Annotated in this window: 13 protein-coding genes; 7 read left to right on the plus strand and 6 right to left on the minus strand. The window is 70.1% G+C overall.

Features of this window, described 5'->3' with window-relative positions:
* Positions 1–56 precede the first annotated feature (56 nt).
* The gene (locus ABZ953_RS33420) at positions 57–473 is read right to left on the minus strand and encodes an ATP-binding protein (protein WP_361732051.1); all 417 of its coding nucleotides are present in this window, start codon (positions 471–473) and stop codon (positions 57–59) included.
* A 236-nt stretch (positions 474–709) separates the two neighbouring features.
* Between ABZ953_RS33420 and ABZ953_RS33425 the strand changes: the two genes are divergently transcribed.
* Both ABZ953_RS33425 and ABZ953_RS33430 read left to right on the plus strand, forming a co-directional pair.
* Positions 710–1,885, plus strand: a complete 1,176-nt coding sequence (locus tag ABZ953_RS33425) for an alpha-hydroxy-acid oxidizing protein (protein WP_361732054.1) — start codon at positions 710–712, stop codon at positions 1,883–1,885.
* 111 nt (positions 1,886–1,996) lie between these two features.
* Complete coding sequence (locus ABZ953_RS33430; protein ID WP_361732057.1) at positions 1,997–3,517, plus strand: MFS transporter; 1,521 nt, start codon at positions 1,997–1,999, stop codon at positions 3,515–3,517.
* Positions 3,518–3,531: 14 nt separating this feature from the next.
* On the opposite strand, the gene ABZ953_RS33435 is transcribed toward ABZ953_RS33430, so the two are convergent.
* The 4 genes from ABZ953_RS33435 to ABZ953_RS33450 all read right to left on the minus strand — a co-directional run bounded on the left by ABZ953_RS33435 (position 3,532) and on the right by ABZ953_RS33450 (position 8,388).
* Entirely contained in the window at positions 3,532–5,115 is a 1,584-nt protein-coding gene (locus ABZ953_RS33435; protein WP_361732060.1) for a glycoside hydrolase family 13 protein, read from the minus strand.
* 69 nt (positions 5,116–5,184) lie between these two features.
* Positions 5,185–6,066 carry a carbohydrate ABC transporter permease gene (locus ABZ953_RS33440; RefSeq protein WP_361732063.1) on the minus strand — a complete coding sequence of 294 codons (882 nt, stop codon included), beginning with the start codon at positions 6,064–6,066 and terminating at the stop codon, positions 5,185–5,187.
* A 4-nt stretch (positions 6,067–6,070) separates the two neighbouring features.
* On the minus strand, positions 6,071–7,021 hold the full coding sequence (locus tag ABZ953_RS33445) for a sugar ABC transporter permease (protein WP_361732066.1): 951 nt from the start codon (positions 7,019–7,021) through the stop codon (positions 6,071–6,073).
* Positions 7,021–8,388 (minus strand): extracellular solute-binding protein, encoded by a 1,368-nt coding sequence (locus ABZ953_RS33450; RefSeq protein WP_361732069.1) that lies wholly within the window; start codon positions 8,386–8,388, stop codon positions 7,021–7,023. Before ABZ953_RS33450 ends, ABZ953_RS33445 begins: the two co-directional genes overlap by 1 nt.
* 409 nt (positions 8,389–8,797) lie before the next feature.
* Between ABZ953_RS33450 and ABZ953_RS33455 the strand changes: the two genes are divergently transcribed.
* The 5 genes from ABZ953_RS33455 (at position 8,798) to ABZ953_RS33475 (ending at position 17,082) form a co-directional block, all read left to right on the plus strand.
* Positions 8,798–13,147 carry a discoidin domain-containing protein gene (locus ABZ953_RS33455; RefSeq protein ID WP_361732072.1) on the plus strand — a complete coding sequence of 1,450 codons (4,350 nt, stop codon included), beginning with the start codon at positions 8,798–8,800 and terminating at the stop codon, positions 13,145–13,147.
* A gap of 150 nt (positions 13,148–13,297) precedes the next feature.
* Entirely contained in the window at positions 13,298–14,308 is a 1,011-nt protein-coding gene (locus ABZ953_RS33460; protein ID WP_361732075.1) for a LacI family DNA-binding transcriptional regulator, read from the plus strand.
* 122 nt (positions 14,309–14,430) lie between these two features.
* Entirely contained in the window at positions 14,431–15,777 is a 1,347-nt protein-coding gene (locus ABZ953_RS33465) for a ricin-type beta-trefoil lectin domain protein (RefSeq protein WP_361732078.1), read from the plus strand.
* A 112-nt stretch (positions 15,778–15,889) separates the two neighbouring features.
* Positions 15,890–16,372, plus strand: coding sequence for an Lrp/AsnC family transcriptional regulator (locus ABZ953_RS33470; RefSeq protein ID WP_361732081.1), 483 nt, complete (start codon positions 15,890–15,892; stop codon positions 16,370–16,372).
* 26 nt (positions 16,373–16,398) lie between these two features.
* Positions 16,399–17,082 (plus strand): HAD family phosphatase, encoded by a 684-nt coding sequence (locus tag ABZ953_RS33475; protein WP_361732084.1) that lies wholly within the window; start codon positions 16,399–16,401, stop codon positions 17,080–17,082.
* Between the two features lie 76 nt (positions 17,083–17,158).
* On the opposite strand, the gene aspA is transcribed toward ABZ953_RS33475, so the two are convergent.
* Positions 17,159–18,598 (minus strand): aspartate ammonia-lyase, encoded by a 1,440-nt coding sequence (gene aspA / locus ABZ953_RS33480; protein WP_361732086.1) that lies wholly within the window; start codon positions 18,596–18,598, stop codon positions 17,159–17,161.
* Positions 18,599–18,693: the final 95 nt, after the last annotated feature.

Raw genomic sequence — 18,693 nt, forward strand, 5'->3', positions numbered from 1 at the left:
CGCCGTGGGCCGTGCGGCGCCGTGGGCCGTGCGGCGCCGTGGGCCGTGCGGCGCCTTCAGACCAGTACGGCCCGGACCGTCTTTCCGCCGCGGTGTGCGCCCACGACCTCCAGTCGGTGGGCGAGTTCCCGGACCATCGCGAGGCCTCGTCCGCCTTCCCGGTCGATGCTCGGCTTCTTCAAGCGCGGACGCTCCGGGCTGGCGTCGGTGACCTCGACGGTCACCCGGTTGCCCGTGACCTCGACGCGCAGCCGGCAGCCGCCGTCCGCGTACCGCACGGCGTTGGACACGAGCTCGGAGACGACCAGTGTGGCCTCGTCCACGCGCTCGGCGGCCACTTCGGTCTTGCGGCGCCGGGATCCGGCGAGAAACGTGGAGGCCAGCCTCCGTGCCCGGCCCGCCGATGCGGGCTCCGGCGGCAACGCGTACTCGACCCGTTCCGTCGGCCGATGGGCGCGCTGGTGCGCACGCATGGCAGCTCACTCCCCTCCCTGGGACAAACCGGTGTCCACCCGCGATCCATGTCGCCACCGGGGTCGCGGCATGTGGCGCGCGACCGGTCCTGCCCCACGGTGATGCCCTCGCAGCGTGATCGCCAATCCGCCCGCCGACGCTTCCCTTGTCGTCCATTGACCCTGACGTCAACATCGAACGACACTGGGCGACCCTTGGAGCCTGTGTCATATCCACGCCGGGAAAGGCGACTTTCATGAACCCGACGCCCCGCCCCTACAAGGACTATCAGGACGAGATCTACCTCGACGGGCTGCGCGGCGTCGTTCCCACGTACCCGATGTCGTACGAGGAGTTGGAGTCGCGGGCGCAGGCCGCGATGGCCCCTTCCGTCGTCTCGTACGTCGCCGGTGGCGCGGGCGACGAACTGACGCAGCGCGCGAACGTCACCGCGTTCGAGCGCTGGGGGCTGATACCGCGCATGTTCGTCGGGGCCTCGCAACGCGATCTGTCCGTCGACCTGTTCGGCATGACGCTGCCCTCGCCCCTGTTCATGGCGCCCATCGGGGTCCTCGGCATCTGCGCGCAGGACGGGCACGGCGATCTGGCGACCGCGCGGGCGGCCGCGCGGACCGGTGTCCCCATGATCGCGTCCACCCTGTCCGCCGACCCGATGGAGTCCGTCGCCGCCGAGCTCGGCGGGACTCCCGGCTTCTTCCAGCTGTACACGCCGACCGACCGGGCACTCGCCGAGAGTCTGGTGCGCAGGGCGGAGAAGTCCGGGTTCAAGGCGATCGTCGTCACCCTGGACACCTGGATCACGGGCTGGCGCCCCCGCGACCTGAGCACCGCCAACTTCCCGCAGCTGCGCGGCCACTGCCTGGCCAACTACACGAGCGATCCGGTCTTCCGCGCCCAGCTGCCCGCCGCGCCAGAACAGGACATGCAGTCCGCGGTCCTGAAGTGGGTGCAGGTCTTCGGCAACCCGCTGACCTGGGATGACCTTCCGTGGCTGCGCTCCTTGACGTCACTGCCGCTGATCGTGAAGGGCCTGTGCCACCCCGAGGACGTGCGGCGGGCCAGGGACGGCGGCGTGGACGGCATCTACTGCTCCAACCACGGCGGGCGCCAGGCCAACGGCGGGCTCCCCGCGCTCGACGTGCTTCCCGCGGTCGTCGAGGCCGCCGACGGACTGCCCGTCCTCTTCGACTCGGGAGTGCGCGGCGGCGCGGACATCGTGAAGGCCGTCGCACTGGGTGCCACCGCCGTCGGCGTCGGCCGCCCGTACGCGTACGGCCTCGGGATCGGCGGGGCCGACGGCGTCACCCACGTCCTGCGCTCGCTCCTCGCCGAGGCCGATCTGCTGATGGCCGTCGACGGCTACCCGAGCCTCGCGGATCTCACGCCGGAGGCACTCCAGCGCGTGGGGTGAGCCGAGCAGGCCACGGAGGCCCAGTAGATCTTCACTGGATGCCTCTGGTAGACACCTTCACGTTTCATGTGAGACATTTGTGTCTCATTCGAAATTGAGGTGTTACACCACATGACCCCGCCTCGTGATCCACGGCGTTGGGCCGTCCTCGCGATCCTCTCCGGCAGCCTCCTGCTGATCGCCATGGACACCACGATCCTGAACGTCGCCTTCCCGTCCCTGGTCGCCGATCTGCGGCCCAGCTCCGTGCAGCAGCTGTGGATCATCGACAGCTACGCCCTGGTGCTCTCCGGTCTCCTCGTGACGGCGGGTGCGCTCGGCGACCGGTGGGGGCGCAAGCGGCTGCTCCTGATCGGCTTCGGCGTCTTCGCCCTCGCCTCGCTGCTCGCCGTCTTCGCGACCGCAGCCTGGCAGGTCATCGCCGCCCGGGCGCTGCTCGGCGCGGGCGGCGCGGCGATCATGCCGGCCACCCTGTCGATCCTGCGCAGGGTCTTCACCGACGCCCGCGAGCGCGCCCTCGCCTACGCCGTGTGGTCGGCCGTCTTCGGCGGCGGCATGGCGCTCGGCCCGGTCGTCGGCGGCCTGCTGGTCCAGCACGACGGCTGGCACTCCGCGTTCCTGATCAACATCCCGGTCGCGCTGGTGATCATCGCACTCGGCCTGTGGATCCTGCCCGAGTCCCACCAGCCCCGGGCGGGCCGCTGGGACTGGTGGGGCGTCGGCCAGTCCGTCGTCGGCATGCTCGCCCTCGCGGGCGGCATCAAGCAGCTCGGCAAGGGCGGGCCCGCCGACCCGGTGGCCTGGGCGCTCCTCGTGCTCGCCGCCGTGGCGCTCACGGTCTTCGTCCGCCGCCAGCTGCGCCTCGAACACCCGCTCCTGCGGGTACGTCTCTTCGTTTCCCGGCCCTTCGCCATCGCCGCCGCCTCGATCTTCCTCGGCATGATCGCGCTGGGCTCGGCGCTGTTCCTGATCACCCAGTGGTTCCAGTACGGCCAGGGCTACACCCCGCTGGAGGCCGGCATCCGGCTGCTGCCCGCGCCGCTGGGCCTGGTCCTCACCTCGCTGGTCACCCCGGCGCTGATGCACCGGCTGCCGATCCGGCACGTCATGGGCGGCGGTCTGGTGCTGATGACGGCGGGACTCGCCCTGCCGTGGCTGCTGCAGCTGTCGGGACCGCTAGGGTACGGCGAGGTCGCCGTGGCGCTCGGGGTGCTCGGCTGCGGGGTCGGCGTCGCGACGACCGCGGCGTCCGTGACGCTGATGGCCGCCACCCCGGCCGAGGACGTCAGCGGTGCCGCGGCCGTCGAGGAGACCTGTTACGAGCTCGGCGCCGCGATGGGCGTGGCGATCCTCGGCAGCGTCGCCACCGCGCTCTACCGCGTGAACCTGCCCGAGCTGGGCCTCCCCGCCGACACCACCGCCGCCGTGAGCGACTCGATCGGCGAGGCGGCACGGGTGGCCTCCGAGCTCACGGGCCCGGCCGGAAGCGCCCTGCTGACGCGGGCCTCCGACGCGTTCACCTCGGGGATGACGCCGACGTTCCTGATGGCGGCCGCGCTGCCGCTGGTGGCCGCGGCGCTCACCTGGGCGAAGATCCCCAAGAGCCTGCGCCCGACGGAGAACGCCCACTGAGGGGACGCACCGGCTCAGAGCCTGTCCTTGACCCGCAGCCAGACCGCGGTGTCCGGCGGCAGCATTCCCCGCGGTGACAAGGGGCCGCTGGCCAGCAGGAGTTCGGCGTCGGGCGGCAGCGCCACGTCGTCAGGACCGAAGTTGACCAGCGTGATCCAGGCGGCCCCGGCCCGGCCGTCGTCCGCTGAGGCGCGGGCGAAGCAGAGCACCCCGGGCTCGTCCGTGCGCAGCCTGCGCAGCGGCCCGGCGTCCCCCAGGCAGCGCCTCTGCCGCAGTGCCGTCCGGTACAGGGAGAGCATCGAGTCCGGGTCCCGCGCCTGCCGTTCGGCGGCGCGTCCGGCCCAGTCGGGCGGTACGGGCAGCCAGCTCGGGGCCGGGGCACCGTCCCAGGGCAGCGGCACCCGGCAGCCGTCCCTGCCGGGGTCGAGTCCGCCGGAGCGGGCGTGCATCGGGTCCTGGACGAGCTCCCGGGGGATCTCCACCTCCGGGAGCCCCAACTCCTCGCCCTGGTAGAGGTAGACGGAGCCGGGCAGGGCCAGGGTGAGCAGGGCCGCGGCCCGGGCCCGGCGGGTGCCGAGGGCCAGATCGGTGGGTACTCCGAAGCGCTTGCGTTCGAAGGCGAAGCCGGTGTCATCGGCCCGTCCGTAGCGGGTGACCGTGCGGGTGACGTCGTGGTTGGCGAGGACCCAGGTGGCGGGGGCGCCGACCGGGGCGTGGGTGGTCAGGGTGAGATCGATCGACTCCCACAGCTGCGCCGGGTCCCAGGGGCGGGAGAGGAAGTCGAAGTTGAACGCGGTGTGCAGCTCGTCGGGGCGCAGATAGCGGGCGAACCGCTCCGCGTCGGGCAGCCAGATCTCGCCGATCAGCGCGGCGCCGTACGCGTCGGCGATCCGCCGCCAGGAGCGGTAGATCTCGTGCAGCTCGGGCCGGTCGTGGAAGGGGTGCGGGCGGGCGTGGTCCATCGGGGGCAGCCCGTCGGCCTTGGCGAGGAGCGCCGCGGAATCGATCCGTACGCCGGCCGCGCCGCGCTCGAACCAGAACCGCAGCACCTCCTCGTGCTCCCGGCGGACCTTCGGGTGGCTCCAGTTGAGGTCGGGCTGCTCGGGGGCGAAGAGGTGGAGGTACCACTCGCCGTCCGGGGCGCGGGACCACGGCACCCCGCCGAACTCGCCGACCCAGTCGTTGGGCGGTTGTTCGGAGTACGGCCGGAAGTGGAACAGCTCGCGCTCCGGGGAGCCGGGGCCCGCCGCGAGGGCCGCCCTGAACCACGTGTGCTGGTCGGAGACGTGGTTCGGGACGATGTCCACGATGCACCGCAGCCCCAGCTCCTGGGCCTCGGTCATCAGCTTCTCGGCCTCGCCGAGGGTGCCGAAGGCCGGGTCGATGGCGCGGTAGTCGGCGACGTCGTAGCCGCCGTCCGCGAGCGGCGACAGGTACCACGGGGTGAACCACAGCGCGTCCACGCCCAGTTCGGCCAGGTAGGGCAGGCGGGCGCGGACGCCGGCGAGATCGCCGGTGCCGTCGCCGTTCCCGTCGGCGAAGGAGCGTACGTACACCTGATAGATGGCAGCGCTGCGCCACCACTCCGTGCTGGACAAATGAGTGTCCTTTCGTACGAGACGCGTACGGACCTGTGGGCGGGGGTGGATGCCGGGGGCGGGCGTCGCTCAGCCCTTGAGGCTCCCGGCGCCCAGACCGGCGACGATCTGGCGCTGGAAGACGAGGAAGAGCGCGATCAGCGGCAGTGAGGCCATCACGAGCCCCGCGACCAGCGAGTTGAGCGGCGTGTCCTGTGCCACCCGCTGGAGGAACACGCTCAGCGGTTGCTCGGCGGGGTCCGGCAGCACCAGGAGCGGCCAGAGGAAGTCCTTCCAGGCCGTGACGATGGAGAGGATGGAGACCACCGCGAGGATCGGCCGGGACAGCGGGAGGACCACGCGCCACATGGTCGTCAGCGGTCCCGCGCCGTCCATCTTCGCCGCGTCGAGGATCTCGTCGGGGATCCGGTCGAAGAAGTTCTTCAGGATGTAGATGTTGAAGGCGTTGGCGGCGGCCGGGAGCCAGACCGCGCTGGGGCTGTTGATCAGGTTGCGGTTGAACAGGGGTACGTCGACGACGGTGAGGTAGACCGGCACGAGGAGCGCGGTGGCGGGCATCATCAGGGTCAGCAGCATCATCGCGAGGACCACGTTCCCGAACCGGGGGCGCAGCTTCGACAGCGCGTACGCGGCGGGCACCTGCACCGCCAGCTGGACCAGCCAGGCACCACCGGCCAGGACGACGGTGTTCAGGAAGTAGTCCGCCAGGTCCATCTCCCGCCACGCCTTGGTGTAGTTCTCCGGGTGCCAGGATTTCGGTACGTAGGTGGGCGGGGACTGCGCCAGCTCCGTGGAGGACTTCATGGCGCCGGTCGCCGCCCAGTACAGCGGCACGACGAAGGCCAGCGTGAACAGGACGAGCGTGACGGCGAGCAGCGACCAGTAGACGAGTCGCCCCTTGCGGGTCCGCAGGACGGCGGGGCGTACGAGCGTGCGCGTCGAGGCGGACATGCGGTCACTCCTTGGCGGCGCGGGTGACCCGCAGATAGAGGGCGGAGAAGGCGGCGAGGACGAGCAGGAGCAGCAGGCTGAGCGCGCTGGCGGTGCCGAAGTCGTTGTAGACGAAGGCGTACCGGTAGACGAGGAACATGACGGTCACCGTGGAGTCCTCGGGGCCGCCGCCGGTCATCACGTACGGCTCGGTGAACACTTGCATCGTCGCGACGATCTGGAGCAGCAGCAGGACGAGGAGCACGAACCGGGTCTGCGGGACGGTGACGTGGCGCAGACGCTGCCACACGTTGGCGCCGTCCAGCTCGGCCGCCTCGTACAGCTCGCCCGGGATGGTCTGCAGCGCGGCGAGGTAGATCAGGGTCGTGGTGCCCATGTTCGCCCAGGTGGAGACGATGACCAGGGAGATCAGTGAGGTGGACGAGGAGTCCAGCCAGGCCGAGGTCGGCAGGTGCAGGGTGCGGAGGATCTCGTTGAGGAGGCCGGGGCCCGGGTCGTAGAACCACTTCCACATCAGGGCCACGACCACGGGCGGCAGCATCACCGGCAGGTAGACCAGGACTCTGAAGTACGCCCGCGCGTGCCGGAACTCGTTGAGGAGCACCGCCGTCAGGAACGGCACGGCGAAGCCGAGCAGCAGCGCGTACAGGGTGAAGAGGCCGGTGTTCTTCCAGGCGGTGAGGAACAGCGGATCGTTGAACAGCTTCTCGAAGTTGGCGAAGCCGGCCCAGGTGTTCCCGGTGGCGAAATTGACGTGCTGGAAGCCGAGGAGCACGTTCCGGACGATCGGCCACCACGAGAACAGCGCGAAGATCACCACGGCGGCGCAGAGGAACCCGTACGCCGTCAGGTGCTCGCGCAGGGCGCGGCGCCGGGCCGCGAGCGGCCGCCGGGTGGCGGGTGGCGGCGGGGGCGCGGCCGTGTCCCGGGGCGGGCTCTTCAGCGACATGCTCATCAGGAGGCGTCGTAGATCGCGTCGACCTTGTCCTCGGCACTGTCGAGGAGGGCGTCGATGTCGGCGTCCTTCTTGGTGAGGACGGCCTGCATCACGGAGTCGAGGACCGCGTACACCTCTTGGGCCTTGGGCGGTTCGATCACGCCGGGCACCTTCGGTGCGGCGTCCATGAAGGCCTGGTAGTTGCCGGTCGGCATGTTGGCGTTGTCCTGCTTGGCCTTCTCGATCCGGTCGCGGGCCGGGCCCTCGAAGATGTCGGGGACCATGGGCATCGGGATGCCGACCGGGAGCTTGGCCCCGGCGTAGTCCTCGACGTTCTTCTCGATGAGGCCGGGGTTGAGGTAGCGCCACTGGACCCACTTGACGCCGGCCTTGATCTTCGCCGGGGACGCCTTGGCGTTGAACATGTAGCCCTCGCCGCCAAGCAGGGTGGCCTTCGCGTCCGGCACCGGGGCGAGTGCGTAGTCCTCGTACTTCCCGCCGAACTGTTTGGCGACGACGGTGATGTTGTCGGCCGCCGAGACATACATGCCGAGCTTGCCCGACCCCATCATCCGCTGGACGTCCTCGACCTGGAGCAGCTGCTTGCTGCCCATCGAGTCGTCCTTCCAGCGCATGTCGTGCAGGTCCTGGAGGGTCGCCTTGCCCTCGGCGGTGTTGAATGCCGCCTTCCACTCGCCCCCGCTCTCCTGGGCGACCCGGCCGCCGCGGGAGTAGAGCTCGGCGGTGAAGTGCCAGCCGCCCTGGTTGTTCTTGGAGAAGTCGGCGTATCCGACGTGGTTGTCGCCGAGACCGGCGATCTTCTTGGCCGCTTCGCGGACGTCCGCCCAGGTCTTCGGCGCCTTGTCGGGGTCGAGGCCCGCCTTCTCGAAGAGCGCGCGGTTGTAGACGAGGCCCATCGAGTAGTTCGACGTCGGCAGGCCGTACTGGCGGCCTTGCCCGTCCTGGAAGATCTTCATCAGGGGGTCCTGGATGTCCCCGCGGCCCGGCATGTCCTTGATGGCGTCGGTGATGTCCGCAGCCTGCTTCTTCTCGATCAGGGACCGGGTGTCGGTGAAGTAGACGTAGAAGACGTCCTCCAACTTGCCGCCCGCCAGCTTGGCGTTGAAGGTCTTCGGGTCCATGAAGCCCTCGTGCGGCACGATGTCGATGTCCGGGTTGGCCTTCTCGAACCGTGCCACGTGCTGGTCGAAGAGCTTGCGCTCGAAGGCCTGGGTCTTGGGCGGCTGCCCGTTGACGTCGAGCTTCACCCTGCCTCCCGAGTCCGCGTCGGATTCGTCGCTGCTGGTGCCGCAGGCGGACGTCGCGACCAGCGCGAGAACGGTGACGGTGGCGAGTGCGAGCGTACGGCCGCTCATGGATGACATCGGGGGACCCCCTCCGGGTCGTGCTGCACGGCGCGAGGGCGCGCCGGGTCGGCGGCGCGTGGGCGGCCCTGTCGGGCACGGCCGGTCCGCCGCGGTGCTGTGGCTGTCGGGTGCGGCGCACACTCAACCACCGGCGACAGACCAGCACAATATCTCGCGCATATATTGCAAAATCCTGATCGCCCCTGCTGTCAGGGGCAGTTGGCCCTGCGATCCGGGCCGGGAGGATCCGTGCGCCACCCCTCCTCGATACGGCGTCACATGGCTCTACCAGCCCTGACAGGGGGACCGGAGCCGCACGGTCACAACTTCCGCTCCGGCTGTAGTCAGATTGACAGTTCTCTGCAACTCTCCAACTTCTCCGCGCCAAATCTTGCGCGTCGACCCACGTGAGGGAGTTGTGAGACCCATGAGCCGCAGCTGGCCCGCTCAGGGCAGAACGACGACACGAAGACCCCGAAGGGAACGGCCGGCCGGCCGGAGACGGCGGTACTTCGCCGCCGCCCTCGCCGCCACCCTGCTCCTGCTGGGCCTGCCCGCCCTGGCCGCCACCGCCACCGCCGCCGGTGGACCGGACCTGGCGGCGGGCAAGCCCACCAAGTCGAGCAGCAGCAAGGCCGAGTACGGCGCGGCGAACATCACCGACGGCAACTCGGCCACCTACTGGGAGAGTTCGGGCAGCGACCTGCCGCAGTGGGTGCAGGTGGACCTCGGCCGCACCGCACGCGTCGACGAGGTGGTCCTCGAACTGCCCCCGGCCTGGGAGGCCCGCAAGCAGACCCTCGCCGTCCAGGGCAGCCCGGACGGCACCGGCTTCAGCACCCTGGCCGCCTCGGCCGCGCACTCCTTCGAGCCCGGCAGCGGCAATACGGTGACGGTCCGCTTCCCCGCCGCGCAGACCCGCTTCGTGCGCCTGCACATCACCGCCAACACCGGCTGGCCCGCCGCCCAGCTCGGCGGGGTGCAGGTGCACGCGGCGGACGACACCTCGCAGAACCTGGCGCGGGGCAAGACCCTCAAGGCCTCCGGCCACACCGAGGAGTACGTCGCCGCCCACGCCAACGACGGCAATCGCGACACCTACTGGGAGAGCGAGAACGGCAAGCTGCCGCAGTGGATCCAGGCCGACCTCGGCGCGTCGGCGCGCGTCAACCAGGTGGTGCTGCGCGTGCCCGTCGGCTGGGCCGCCCGCAGCCAGACCCTGAAGCTCCAGGGCAGCGGCAACGGCACGGACTTCACCGACCTGACCGCGTCGAAGGACTACGCCTTCAGCGACACGACGGATCACTCCGCCACGCTCTCCTTCGACACCACCAGCACTCGGTACGTGCGCGTCCTGATCAGCGCCAACACCGGCCGGAACGCGGGGCAGTTGTCCGAGCTGGAGATCTACGGCCCCGCGAGCGGCGACAACGAGGCGCCCACCGCGCCCAGGAACCTGACCCTCACCGAGCCCGACCCCGGCCGGCCCAAGCTGACCTGGGACGCGGCCACCGACGACAAGGGCGTGACCGCCTACGACGTGTACGCGGACGGGGAGCTGCGCACCAGCGTCGCCGGTGATGTGCGCACGTACACGGACACGCAGCCCGCGAGCGCCACCGTCACCTACTACGTCCGGGCCCGCGACGCGGCGGGCAACGCCTCACCGAACAGCAACTCTGTTGTCCGCAAGGGCAGTTCGGGTGACACCCAGGCCCCCACCGCGCCCTCGAACCTCTCCTTCACCCAGCCCTCCGGCGGCGAGATCAAGCTGGTCTGGGGCGCCTCCACGGACAACGTGAAGGTCACGGCGTACGACGTCTACGCCGACGGCAAGCTGCTCAAGACCCTCGGCGGTGACGTCACGACGTACACCGATCAGCGGGCGGCCGGTGCCACGGTCTCCTACGCGGTGCGCGCCCGTGACGCGGCGGGGAACGTATCGGCCTTCAGCAACACCGTGACCCGCCCGGGAGCGAACGACGGCACGAACCTGGCCGAGGGCAAGCCGATCACCGCGTCGTCGGTGATCCACACCTATGTCGCGGAGAACGCCAACGACGGTCGTACGTCGACCTATTGGGAGGGCGCCGCCGGAAGCTACCCGAACACGCTGACCGTGAAGCTGCGGGCCAATGCGGACGTCGACGCGGTCGTCGTGAAGCTGAATCCGGACCCCGCCTGGGGCCCGCGCACTCAGACGGTGGAAGTCCTCGGCCGCGAGCAGAAGGCCACGGAGTTCACCACGCTCAAGGAGGCCAAGGAGTACTCCTTCAGCCCCTCCGGCAACCAGAACACCGTCACCGTCCCGGTCTCCGCACGGGTCGCCGACGTCCGGTTGAAGTTCACCGCGAACAGCGGGTCGAGCGCCGGGCAGGTCGCCGAGTTCCAGGTCATGGGCGTGCCCGCGCCCAACCCCGACCTGGAGATCAGCAAGCTGACGTACTCCCCCGAAGCCCCGGACGAGTCCGACGAGCTGACCCTCGGCGCGACCGTGCACAACGGCGGCAAGGAGGCGTCCGGCGCAAGCGACGTCACGTTCCGGCTCGGCGGCGACAAGGCCGGCACGGCGCCGGTGAGCGCTCTCGGCGCGGGCGAATCGGCGACCGTGAGCGTCAAGGTCCCGGCGCGCGACGCGGGCTCGTACGCGTTCGCCGCGACCGTCGACGAGGCGGACAAGGTCATCGAGCAGGACGAGGGGAACAACACGCGCACCAGTCCGACACCGCTGACCGTCAAGCCGGTGCAGAGCTCCGACCTGGTCGCTTCGCCGGTGAGCTGGACACCGAGCGCGCCCGCGGGCGGCAAGGAGGCCGCCTTCAGCGTCGCGATCAAGAACCAGGGCACGCAGGCCTCCGCGTCCGGCGCCCACGGCATCGCGCTGACCCTGCAGAACGCCAAGGGCGACACGGTCAAGACCCTGACCGGCACGTACAACGGGGTCATCGGCGCGGGCGACACCACCGCCCCGGTCAAGCTCGGCGCGTGGACCGCCGCCAACGGCCGCTACACGGTCAAGGTCGTCCTCGCCGACGACGCCAACGAGATCCCGGCGAAACGCGAGAACAACACCAGCACCCGGCCGCTCTTCGTAGGCCGCGGCGCCGCCATGCCGTACGACACGTACGAGGCGGAGGACGGAGCACTCGCGGGCGGCGCCAAGGTCGTCGGCCCCAACCGCACCATCGGCGACCTGGCGGGCGAGGCCTCGGGCCGCAGGGCCGTCACGCTCGACTCGACCGGATCCTCGGTGGAGTTCACGGCCGACCGGCCCACGAACACCCTGGTCACCCGCTTCTCCATCCCGGACGCACCGGGCGGCGGAGGGACCGACGCGACCTTGAACGTGTACGTCGACGGTGTTTTCCGCAAGGCCATCGACCTCACCTCCAAGTACGCCTGGCTGTACGGCGCGGAGGCCTCGCCCGGCAACTCGCCCGGGGACGGCCCGGCCCGGCACATCTACGACGAGGCGCACCTCCTGCTCGGCGAGACCGTCCCGGCCGGCAGCAAGATCAAGCTCCAGAAGGACGGCGCCAACACCTCCCGGTACGCTATCGACTTCGTCGACCTGGAGAAGACCGCGCCGAAGGCGAACCCGGACCCGGGCGCGTACGTCGTCCCCGCCGGGTTCTCGCACCAGGACGTGCAGAACGCCCTGGACAAGGTCCGGATGGACGCCACCGGGAAGCTGACCGGCGTGTACCTGCCGCCCGGTGACTACGAGACGAGCAGCAAGTTCCAGGTCTACGGCAAGTCCGTGCAGGTCACGGGCGCCGGGCCCTGGTACACCCGCTTCCACGCACCCGCCGCGCAGCAGAACACCGACATCGGGTTCCGCGCCGACGCCGACGCGAAGGGCTCGTCCTTCTCGGGCTTCGCCTACTTCGGCAACTACACGTCGCGCATCGACGGCCCCGGAAAGGTCTTCGACTTCCAGAACGTCTCCGACATCACCATCGACGACATCTGGAACGAACACATGGTGTGTCTGTACTGGGGCGCCAACACGGACCGCATGACCATCAAGAACTCACGGATCCGCGACATGTTCGCCGACGGCATCAACATGACCAACGGCAGCACGGACAACCTCGTCGCGAACAACGAGGCACGGGCGACGGGCGACGACAGCTTCGCCCTGTTCTCGGCCATCGACGCCGGTGGCGCGGACATGAAGAACAACGTCTACGAGAACCTGACCTCGTTGCTGACCTGGCGCGCGGCGGGTGTCGCCGTCTACGGCGGCTACAACAACACCTTCCGCAACATCCGCATCGCCGACACCCTGGTCTACTCCGGGATCACCATCAGCTCCCTGGACTTCGGCTATCCGATGAACGGCTTCGGCACCGATCCCACGACCTTCGAGAACGTCTCCGTCGAGCGGGCGGGCGGCCACTTCTGGAACGGCCAGACCTTCCCGGGGATCTGGCTGTTCTCCGCCTCGAAGGTGTTCCAGGGGATACGCATCAACAACGTCGACATCACAGACCCGACGTACCACGGGATCATGTTCCAGACGAACTACGTGGGCGGGCAACCGCAGTTCCCCGTCAAGGACACGATCCTGCGGGACATCACCATCACGGGCGCCCACAAGAGCGGCGACGCCTTCGACCACAAGTCGGGCTTCGGCGTCTGGGCCAATGAGATGCCCGAGGCCGGGCAGGGCCCCGCCGTGGGCGAAGCCACCATCCACAACCTGAAGTTGAACGACAACGCGCAGGACATCAAGAACACCACGTCCACCTTCAAGCTGAACATCGAGCCCTGACCGAAGCGGAGGGGAGGGGGTAAGCAGGAGGCGCTCCCTCCCCGCCCCCTCCCCTCCGCACAGTCCGTCCGCAACACCTCAACAACTCACTGAAGAAAGTGGCGCACAGGACCGTAACTGGCTTGCGGGGCTTGCTATATGGTTGCGCATATGACGCGACGACTTGCTCAAGTTGCGAAGAAGGTGGGGGTGAGCGAGGCCACGGTCAGCCGTGTCCTCAACGACAAGCCCGGAGTCTCCGCAGCGACACGACAGTCCGTGCTGACGGCGCTCGACGTCCTCGGTTACGAGCGGCCGACGCAACTGCGCGGCGAGCGCGCCCGGCTCGTCGGCCTCGTCCTTCCGGAGCTGCAGAACCCGATATTCCCCGCGTTCGCCGAGGTCATCGGCGGCGCCCTGGCCCAGCAGGGGCTCACGCCCGTGCTCTGCACCCAGACCAGGGGCGGCGTCTCCGAGGCCGACTACGTGGAGCTCCTGCTCCAGCAGCAGGTCTCCGGCGTCGTCTTCGCGGGCGGCTTCTTCTCGGAGGCCGACGCCCCCCACGACCACTACCACCAGCTGGCGGAGCGGAAGATCCCGGTCGTCCTCATCAACGCGTCGATCGAGGGCCTCGACTTCCCCTGCGTCGCGTGCGACGACGCCGTCGCCGTCGAACAGGCCTGGCGCCATCTCGCCTCGCTGGGGCACGAGCGGATCGGTCTGCTGCTCGGCCCGCCCGACCACGTCCCGTCCCGTCGCAAGCTCGAAGCCGCGCGGCTCGTCGCGAAAGCGGCGGGCATGCGACTGGCCGACGAGTTCGTGGAGCGGTCGATCTTCTCGTTGGAGGGCGGCCAGGCCGCCGCCACGCGCCTGCTGGGGCGCGGAGTCACCGGCATCGTCTGTGGGAGCGACCCGCTCGCGCTGGGCGCCATCAGGGCGGCCCGCCGCCGAGGTCTCTCCGTCCCCACCGACGTCTCGGTCGTCGGGTACGACGACTCGGCGTTCATGACGTGTACGGAGCCGCCCCTGTCGACGGTGCGCCAGCCCATCGAGGCGATGGGCCGCGCGGCGGTCGACCTGCTCTGCACCCAGATCCAGGGCAATCAGGCCCACCCCGGCGAGCTGCTCTTCGAGCCCGAACTCGTCGTACGCGGGTCGACCGCGCAGCTGTCGGCAGGCTGAACCCGCCGCCGCCTCCACAGCCGCCACGGGCCTCTCCGGACCCCAACTGGCACAGCGACCCCGGCACTTCGCCCCTATCATCTGTTCGGCACATTGCTGTTCAGTGAGAGGACAACGGGGACTTGAGTTCCATACGGAAGCGCGGCGCGCGCAAGCGCCGCATCACGATGGCCGCGGTGGGTGCGGCGGCGGCCGTCGTGGCGGGGATACAGCTGTCGCCGGCCGCGTTCGGCACCGACGACACCGACGGCAAGGAGCCGCAGACCACGCAGGCGGCCGCGGCCCCCGCGGCCCACGCCGAGACGGACGACTTCGGTTCCTCCGGCGCGGACGGCACGGCGTTCGAGAACGGGGTCATGAGCCTGAAGACGGCTCCCCCGGCGCCGTCCGCACCCTCCGCGCCCTCCGCGGCCTCGTCGAGGCGGGCCGCCGCCGCAGCCCCGCACGGCGAGGGCTGGAAGTCGGGCGGCCAGTCCAAGTACCTCGGCACCGGCTACACCATCAAGTTCTACGACAAGAGGGCCGCGGACTGGCTGGCCCCCTACGTGAAGCGGTCGGCGGCGGAGCTGCACCGCGTGACGAACCTGCCCATCACCGTGGACACCGCCCCGGTCGGCTGGGACTACGTGAGGCCCAAGGGCGAGATCATCGTCGGACTGCTGAAGCGTCCGTGCGTGCCGCCCGCGGACGGCGGCTCCACGGGCTGGAAGATCGTCCGTGACGGATCCGGCAGCAAGAACTTGAGCTGTGGCCTCTACTCCGCGTCCGTCCCCGACACGGTGACCAGCGGGCACGCGTACATCGACGACGAGTTCTTCACCGCCGACGGCAAGCCCGCGCCCTCCATGGGCGAAACGTACATGCGCAACCACATCAGCCACGAGCTCGGGCACACGATGGGCCTCACGCACGCCAACCGCAGCGCGACGCGCGGCGACTGCGTCAAGGGCACGGACTCCGGCGAGTTCCCGGTGATGTGCACGCCGACCACCGCCTACCAGGACAAGCGCGCGGGCACCTATGTCCAGCAGTTCGACATGCAGGGCCTGCGCTACCTGGCGCGCGGCGGCGGCGCGGCCCTCCCCCCGCAGGGCAAGGTGACCGGCATCGGCAGCAAGTGCCTCGACGTCAAGGGCGGCAAGGCGGCCAACGGCACGCAGATCCAGCTCTACGCCTGCAACGGCGGTGTGGCGCAGTCGTGGATCCTGCAGAAGGACGGCACGTTCCGGGCGCTCGGCAAGTGCCTGGACAACTACCGCAACCTCAGCACCAACGGCAACAAGATCACCCTCTCCGACTGCCACGGCGGCGCGTCCCAGCGCTGGTCGGTGAACGCGAAGGGCCAGATCGCGCACGTAGCCTCCGGCAAGGTCCTCGACGTGACGGGCGGCTCCACCGCCAACAGCACGAAGATCCAACTGCACTCGGCGAACACGAACAAGCGACAGGTCTGGGTCACCCCCAAGTAGCACGACCGTCGGGCGGGGACGGCACACGCCCGGGGAACTGCCGCCCCGCCCGGACGAGCAGCGGCTACAGTCGCCTGCGATCGGCCCCGCTCACCTGGGAGAACCTCGCGCCATGACCGTCGACGCACTCGACACCCGGATCCTGCGGCTGCTCCTGGAGCAGCCACGCACCAGTCTGCGCGAGTACGCGCGCGTGCTCGGTATCGCCCGCGGCACCCTGCAGGCCCGGCTCGACCGCATGGAGCGCGACGGTGTGATCACCGGTACCGGGCCGTTCCTCTCCCCCGCGGCGCTCGGTCACCCCGTGCTCGCGTTCGTGCACATCGAGGTCACGCAGGGGCATCTGGACGAGGTGGGGGACGCGCTGGCCGCCGTGCCCGAGATCATCGAGGCGCATTCGATCACGGGCAGCGGCGATCTGCTCACCCGGGTCGCGGCCCGGGACAACGGCCACCTCGAAGACGTCGTCCAGCAGTTGATCAATCTGCCGGGCGTGGTGCGCACCCGGACCGAGATGGCGCTGCGGGAGCGGGTGCCGCACCGGCTGCTCCCGCTGGTCGAGTCGGTGGGCAGGTCGGCCGCCGGACCGGGATGACCAGGCCGTTTGGCATGCTGGAGGCCATGAGCACCTTCGGCAGGACCTCGGTCGTCTTCGACCTCGACGGCACCCTCGTGGACAGCGAGCCCAACTATTACGAAGCCTCGCGGGCCCTGCTCGCCGACCTCACGGGCCGTGAGTACACCTGGGCCGACAACGAGCAGTACGTCGGCATCAGCTCCCACGAGACGCTCGCGCTGTGGAAGCGGGAGTACGGGATCGAGGCGCCGGTGGCCGAGCTCCTCGCCGACCTCGACCGCCGCTATCTGGCGCTGGCCCGCGCGGCGACCCCCGTCTACCCGGAGATGCGGGGGCTCGTCGAGCACCTGCACGACGCGGGGGTGCCGATGGCCGTGGCGTCCGGGTCCTCCCGCGCGGCCATCGAGGCCATCCTGACCGGCACGGGCCTGGCCGCCCGGCTGACCACGTTCGTCTCCGCGGAAGAGGTCCCGCGCGGCAAGCCCGCGCCCGACGTGTTCCTCGCGGCAGCCGCGCTGCTCGGCGCGGAGCCCGCGGACTGCGTCGTCTTCGAGGACGCGGCACCGGGCGCGCTGGCGGCGCACGCGGCCGGGATGCGCTGTGTGGCGATCCCCTACGTGGCCGCCCACGCCGACGACCCGGCGTTCACGAAGGCGGAACTGCTCTTCCGGGGCGGGCAGGCCGAGTTCACGGCGCAGGCGGCACTGGACGTACTGACGCCCCGTTAGGGATGGCCTCGTCAGGGACGGCCCCGTCAGGCACGGCCCCGTCAGGGACGGCCTCGTCAGGCACGCGCGGAACCGCTCACGCGCCCCGGCCACCCGCCCCGGCCACCCGCTCGGGGGTCAGCAGCTCGGCGAGCCGATCCGGCGGCAACAGCCCCTTCTCCAGGACGAGTTCGGCGACGCCCCGCCCCGTACTGAGCGCCTCCCGCGCGATTTCCGTGGCTGCCGTGTAGCCGATGTGCGGGTTGAGCGCGGTGACCAGGCCGATGGACGTCTCCACGGAGTGGCGCAGCACCTCCGTGTTGGCGGTGATGCCCGCCACACACCGCGAGGCGAGCGTTTCGCAGGCCGCCCGCAGCGAGGTGATGCTCTTCGCCAGCGAGTGCAGGATGATCGGCTCGAAGGCGTTGAGCTGCAGCTGGCCCGCCTCCGCCGCCATGGTGATGGTGACGTCGTTGCCGATCACCTCGAAGGCGACCTGGTTGACGACCTCGGGAATGACCGGGTTGACCTTGCCCGGCATGATGCTCGAACCGGCCTGCACCGGCGGCAGGTTGATCTCGTTGAACCCCGCGCGCGGCCCCGACGAAAGCAGCCGCAAGTCGTTGCAGCTCTTGGAGAGCTTGACCGCGATCCGCTTCAGAACGCCGGACAGATGCACGAAGGCCCCGCAGTCCTGCGTCGCCTCGACCAGGTTGGCGGCGGTCACCAGGGGCATGCCGGTGATCTCGGCGAGGTGGCGGCGGGCCGTCTCGGCGTACCCCGCGGGGGCGTTGAGGCCCGTGCCGATGGCGGTGGCACCGAGGTTGATCTCGTGGATCAGCTCGACGGCTTCGGCGAGCCGCATGCGGTCCTCGTCGAGCATCACCGCGTACGCGGAGAACTCCTGGCCGAGCGTCATCGGCACGGCGTCCTGGAGCTGCGTACGCCCCATCTTCAGGACGTCACGGAACTCCAGCGCCTTCGCCGCGAACGCGTCCTGCACGATCGACATCGCGCGCAGCAGCCCGTGCACCGCGCTGATCGTCGCGACCTTCACGGCGGTCGGGTAGACGTCGTTGGTGGACTGGCTGAGGTTGACGTCCTCGTTGGGGTGCAGGTGTTCGTACGCGCCCTTGGGGTGGCCGAGGAGCTCCAGCGCCCGGTTGGCGACGACCTCGTTGGCGTTCATGTTGGTGGAGGTGCCCGCGCCGCCCTGGATGACGTCGACGACGAACTGGTCGTGCAGGCGTCCCTCGCGGATCTCCCGGCAGGCCGCGGCGATCGCGTCGGCCTTGGCCTTCGGGAGCAGCCCCAGCTCCTCGTTGGCGCGGGCGGCGGCCTCCTTGACGGCGGCGAGCGCGTTGATCAGCTGCGGGTACACGGAGATGGGGATGCCCGTGATGGGGAAGTTCTCCGTGGCACGCAGGGAGTGGATGCCCCAGTAGGCGTCGGCGGGGACGTCCCGGTCACCGAGCAGGTCGTGCTCGCGGCGCAGGGCAGGGGTGGAGGTGAGGACGGGGGCGGGGGCGGGGCTCATGGTGCTGCTGTTCTCTTCCGGCGCGGGGCGCCCCATGACGGGGCGCGGGGAACTGCGCGACCGGCCACAGCCGGTCCGCAGACTTCTGATCGGTC

Origin of the sequence: Streptomyces sp. NPDC046465, assembly GCF_040646035.1 — a bacterium.
In the GTDB taxonomy this organism is placed as follows: Bacteria; Actinomycetota; Actinomycetes; order Streptomycetales; family Streptomycetaceae; genus Streptomyces.

Excerpts from the sequence above, each read along its gene's own strand:
- ABZ953_RS33420 (WP_361732051.1), bottom strand. The coding sequence starts at position 473 with ATGCGTGCGCACCAGCGCGCCCATCGGCCGACGGAACGGGTCGAGTAC.
- ABZ953_RS33425 (WP_361732054.1), top strand. The coding sequence starts at position 710 with ATGAACCCGACGCCCCGCCCCTACAAGGACTATCAGGACGAGATCTAC.
- ABZ953_RS33430 (WP_361732057.1), top strand. The coding sequence starts at position 1,997 with ATGACCCCGCCTCGTGATCCACGGCGTTGGGCCGTCCTCGCGATCCTC.
- ABZ953_RS33440 (WP_361732063.1), bottom strand. The coding sequence starts at position 6,066 with ATGTCCGCCTCGACGCGCACGCTCGTACGCCCCGCCGTCCTGCGGACC.
- ABZ953_RS33445 (WP_361732066.1), bottom strand. The coding sequence starts at position 7,021 with ATGAGCATGTCGCTGAAGAGCCCGCCCCGGGACACGGCCGCGCCCCCG.
- ABZ953_RS33450 (WP_361732069.1), bottom strand. The coding sequence starts at position 8,388 with ATGTCATCCATGAGCGGCCGTACGCTCGCACTCGCCACCGTCACCGTT.
- ABZ953_RS33455 (WP_361732072.1), top strand. The coding sequence starts at position 8,798 with ATGAGCCGCAGCTGGCCCGCTCAGGGCAGAACGACGACACGAAGACCC.
- ABZ953_RS33460 (WP_361732075.1), top strand. The coding sequence starts at position 13,298 with ATGACGCGACGACTTGCTCAAGTTGCGAAGAAGGTGGGGGTGAGCGAG.
- ABZ953_RS33470 (WP_361732081.1), top strand. The coding sequence starts at position 15,890 with ATGACCGTCGACGCACTCGACACCCGGATCCTGCGGCTGCTCCTGGAG.
- ABZ953_RS33475 (WP_361732084.1), top strand. The coding sequence starts at position 16,399 with ATGAGCACCTTCGGCAGGACCTCGGTCGTCTTCGACCTCGACGGCACC.
- aspA (WP_361732086.1), bottom strand. The coding sequence starts at position 18,598 with ATGAGCCCCGCCCCCGCCCCCGTCCTCACCTCCACCCCTGCCCTGCGC.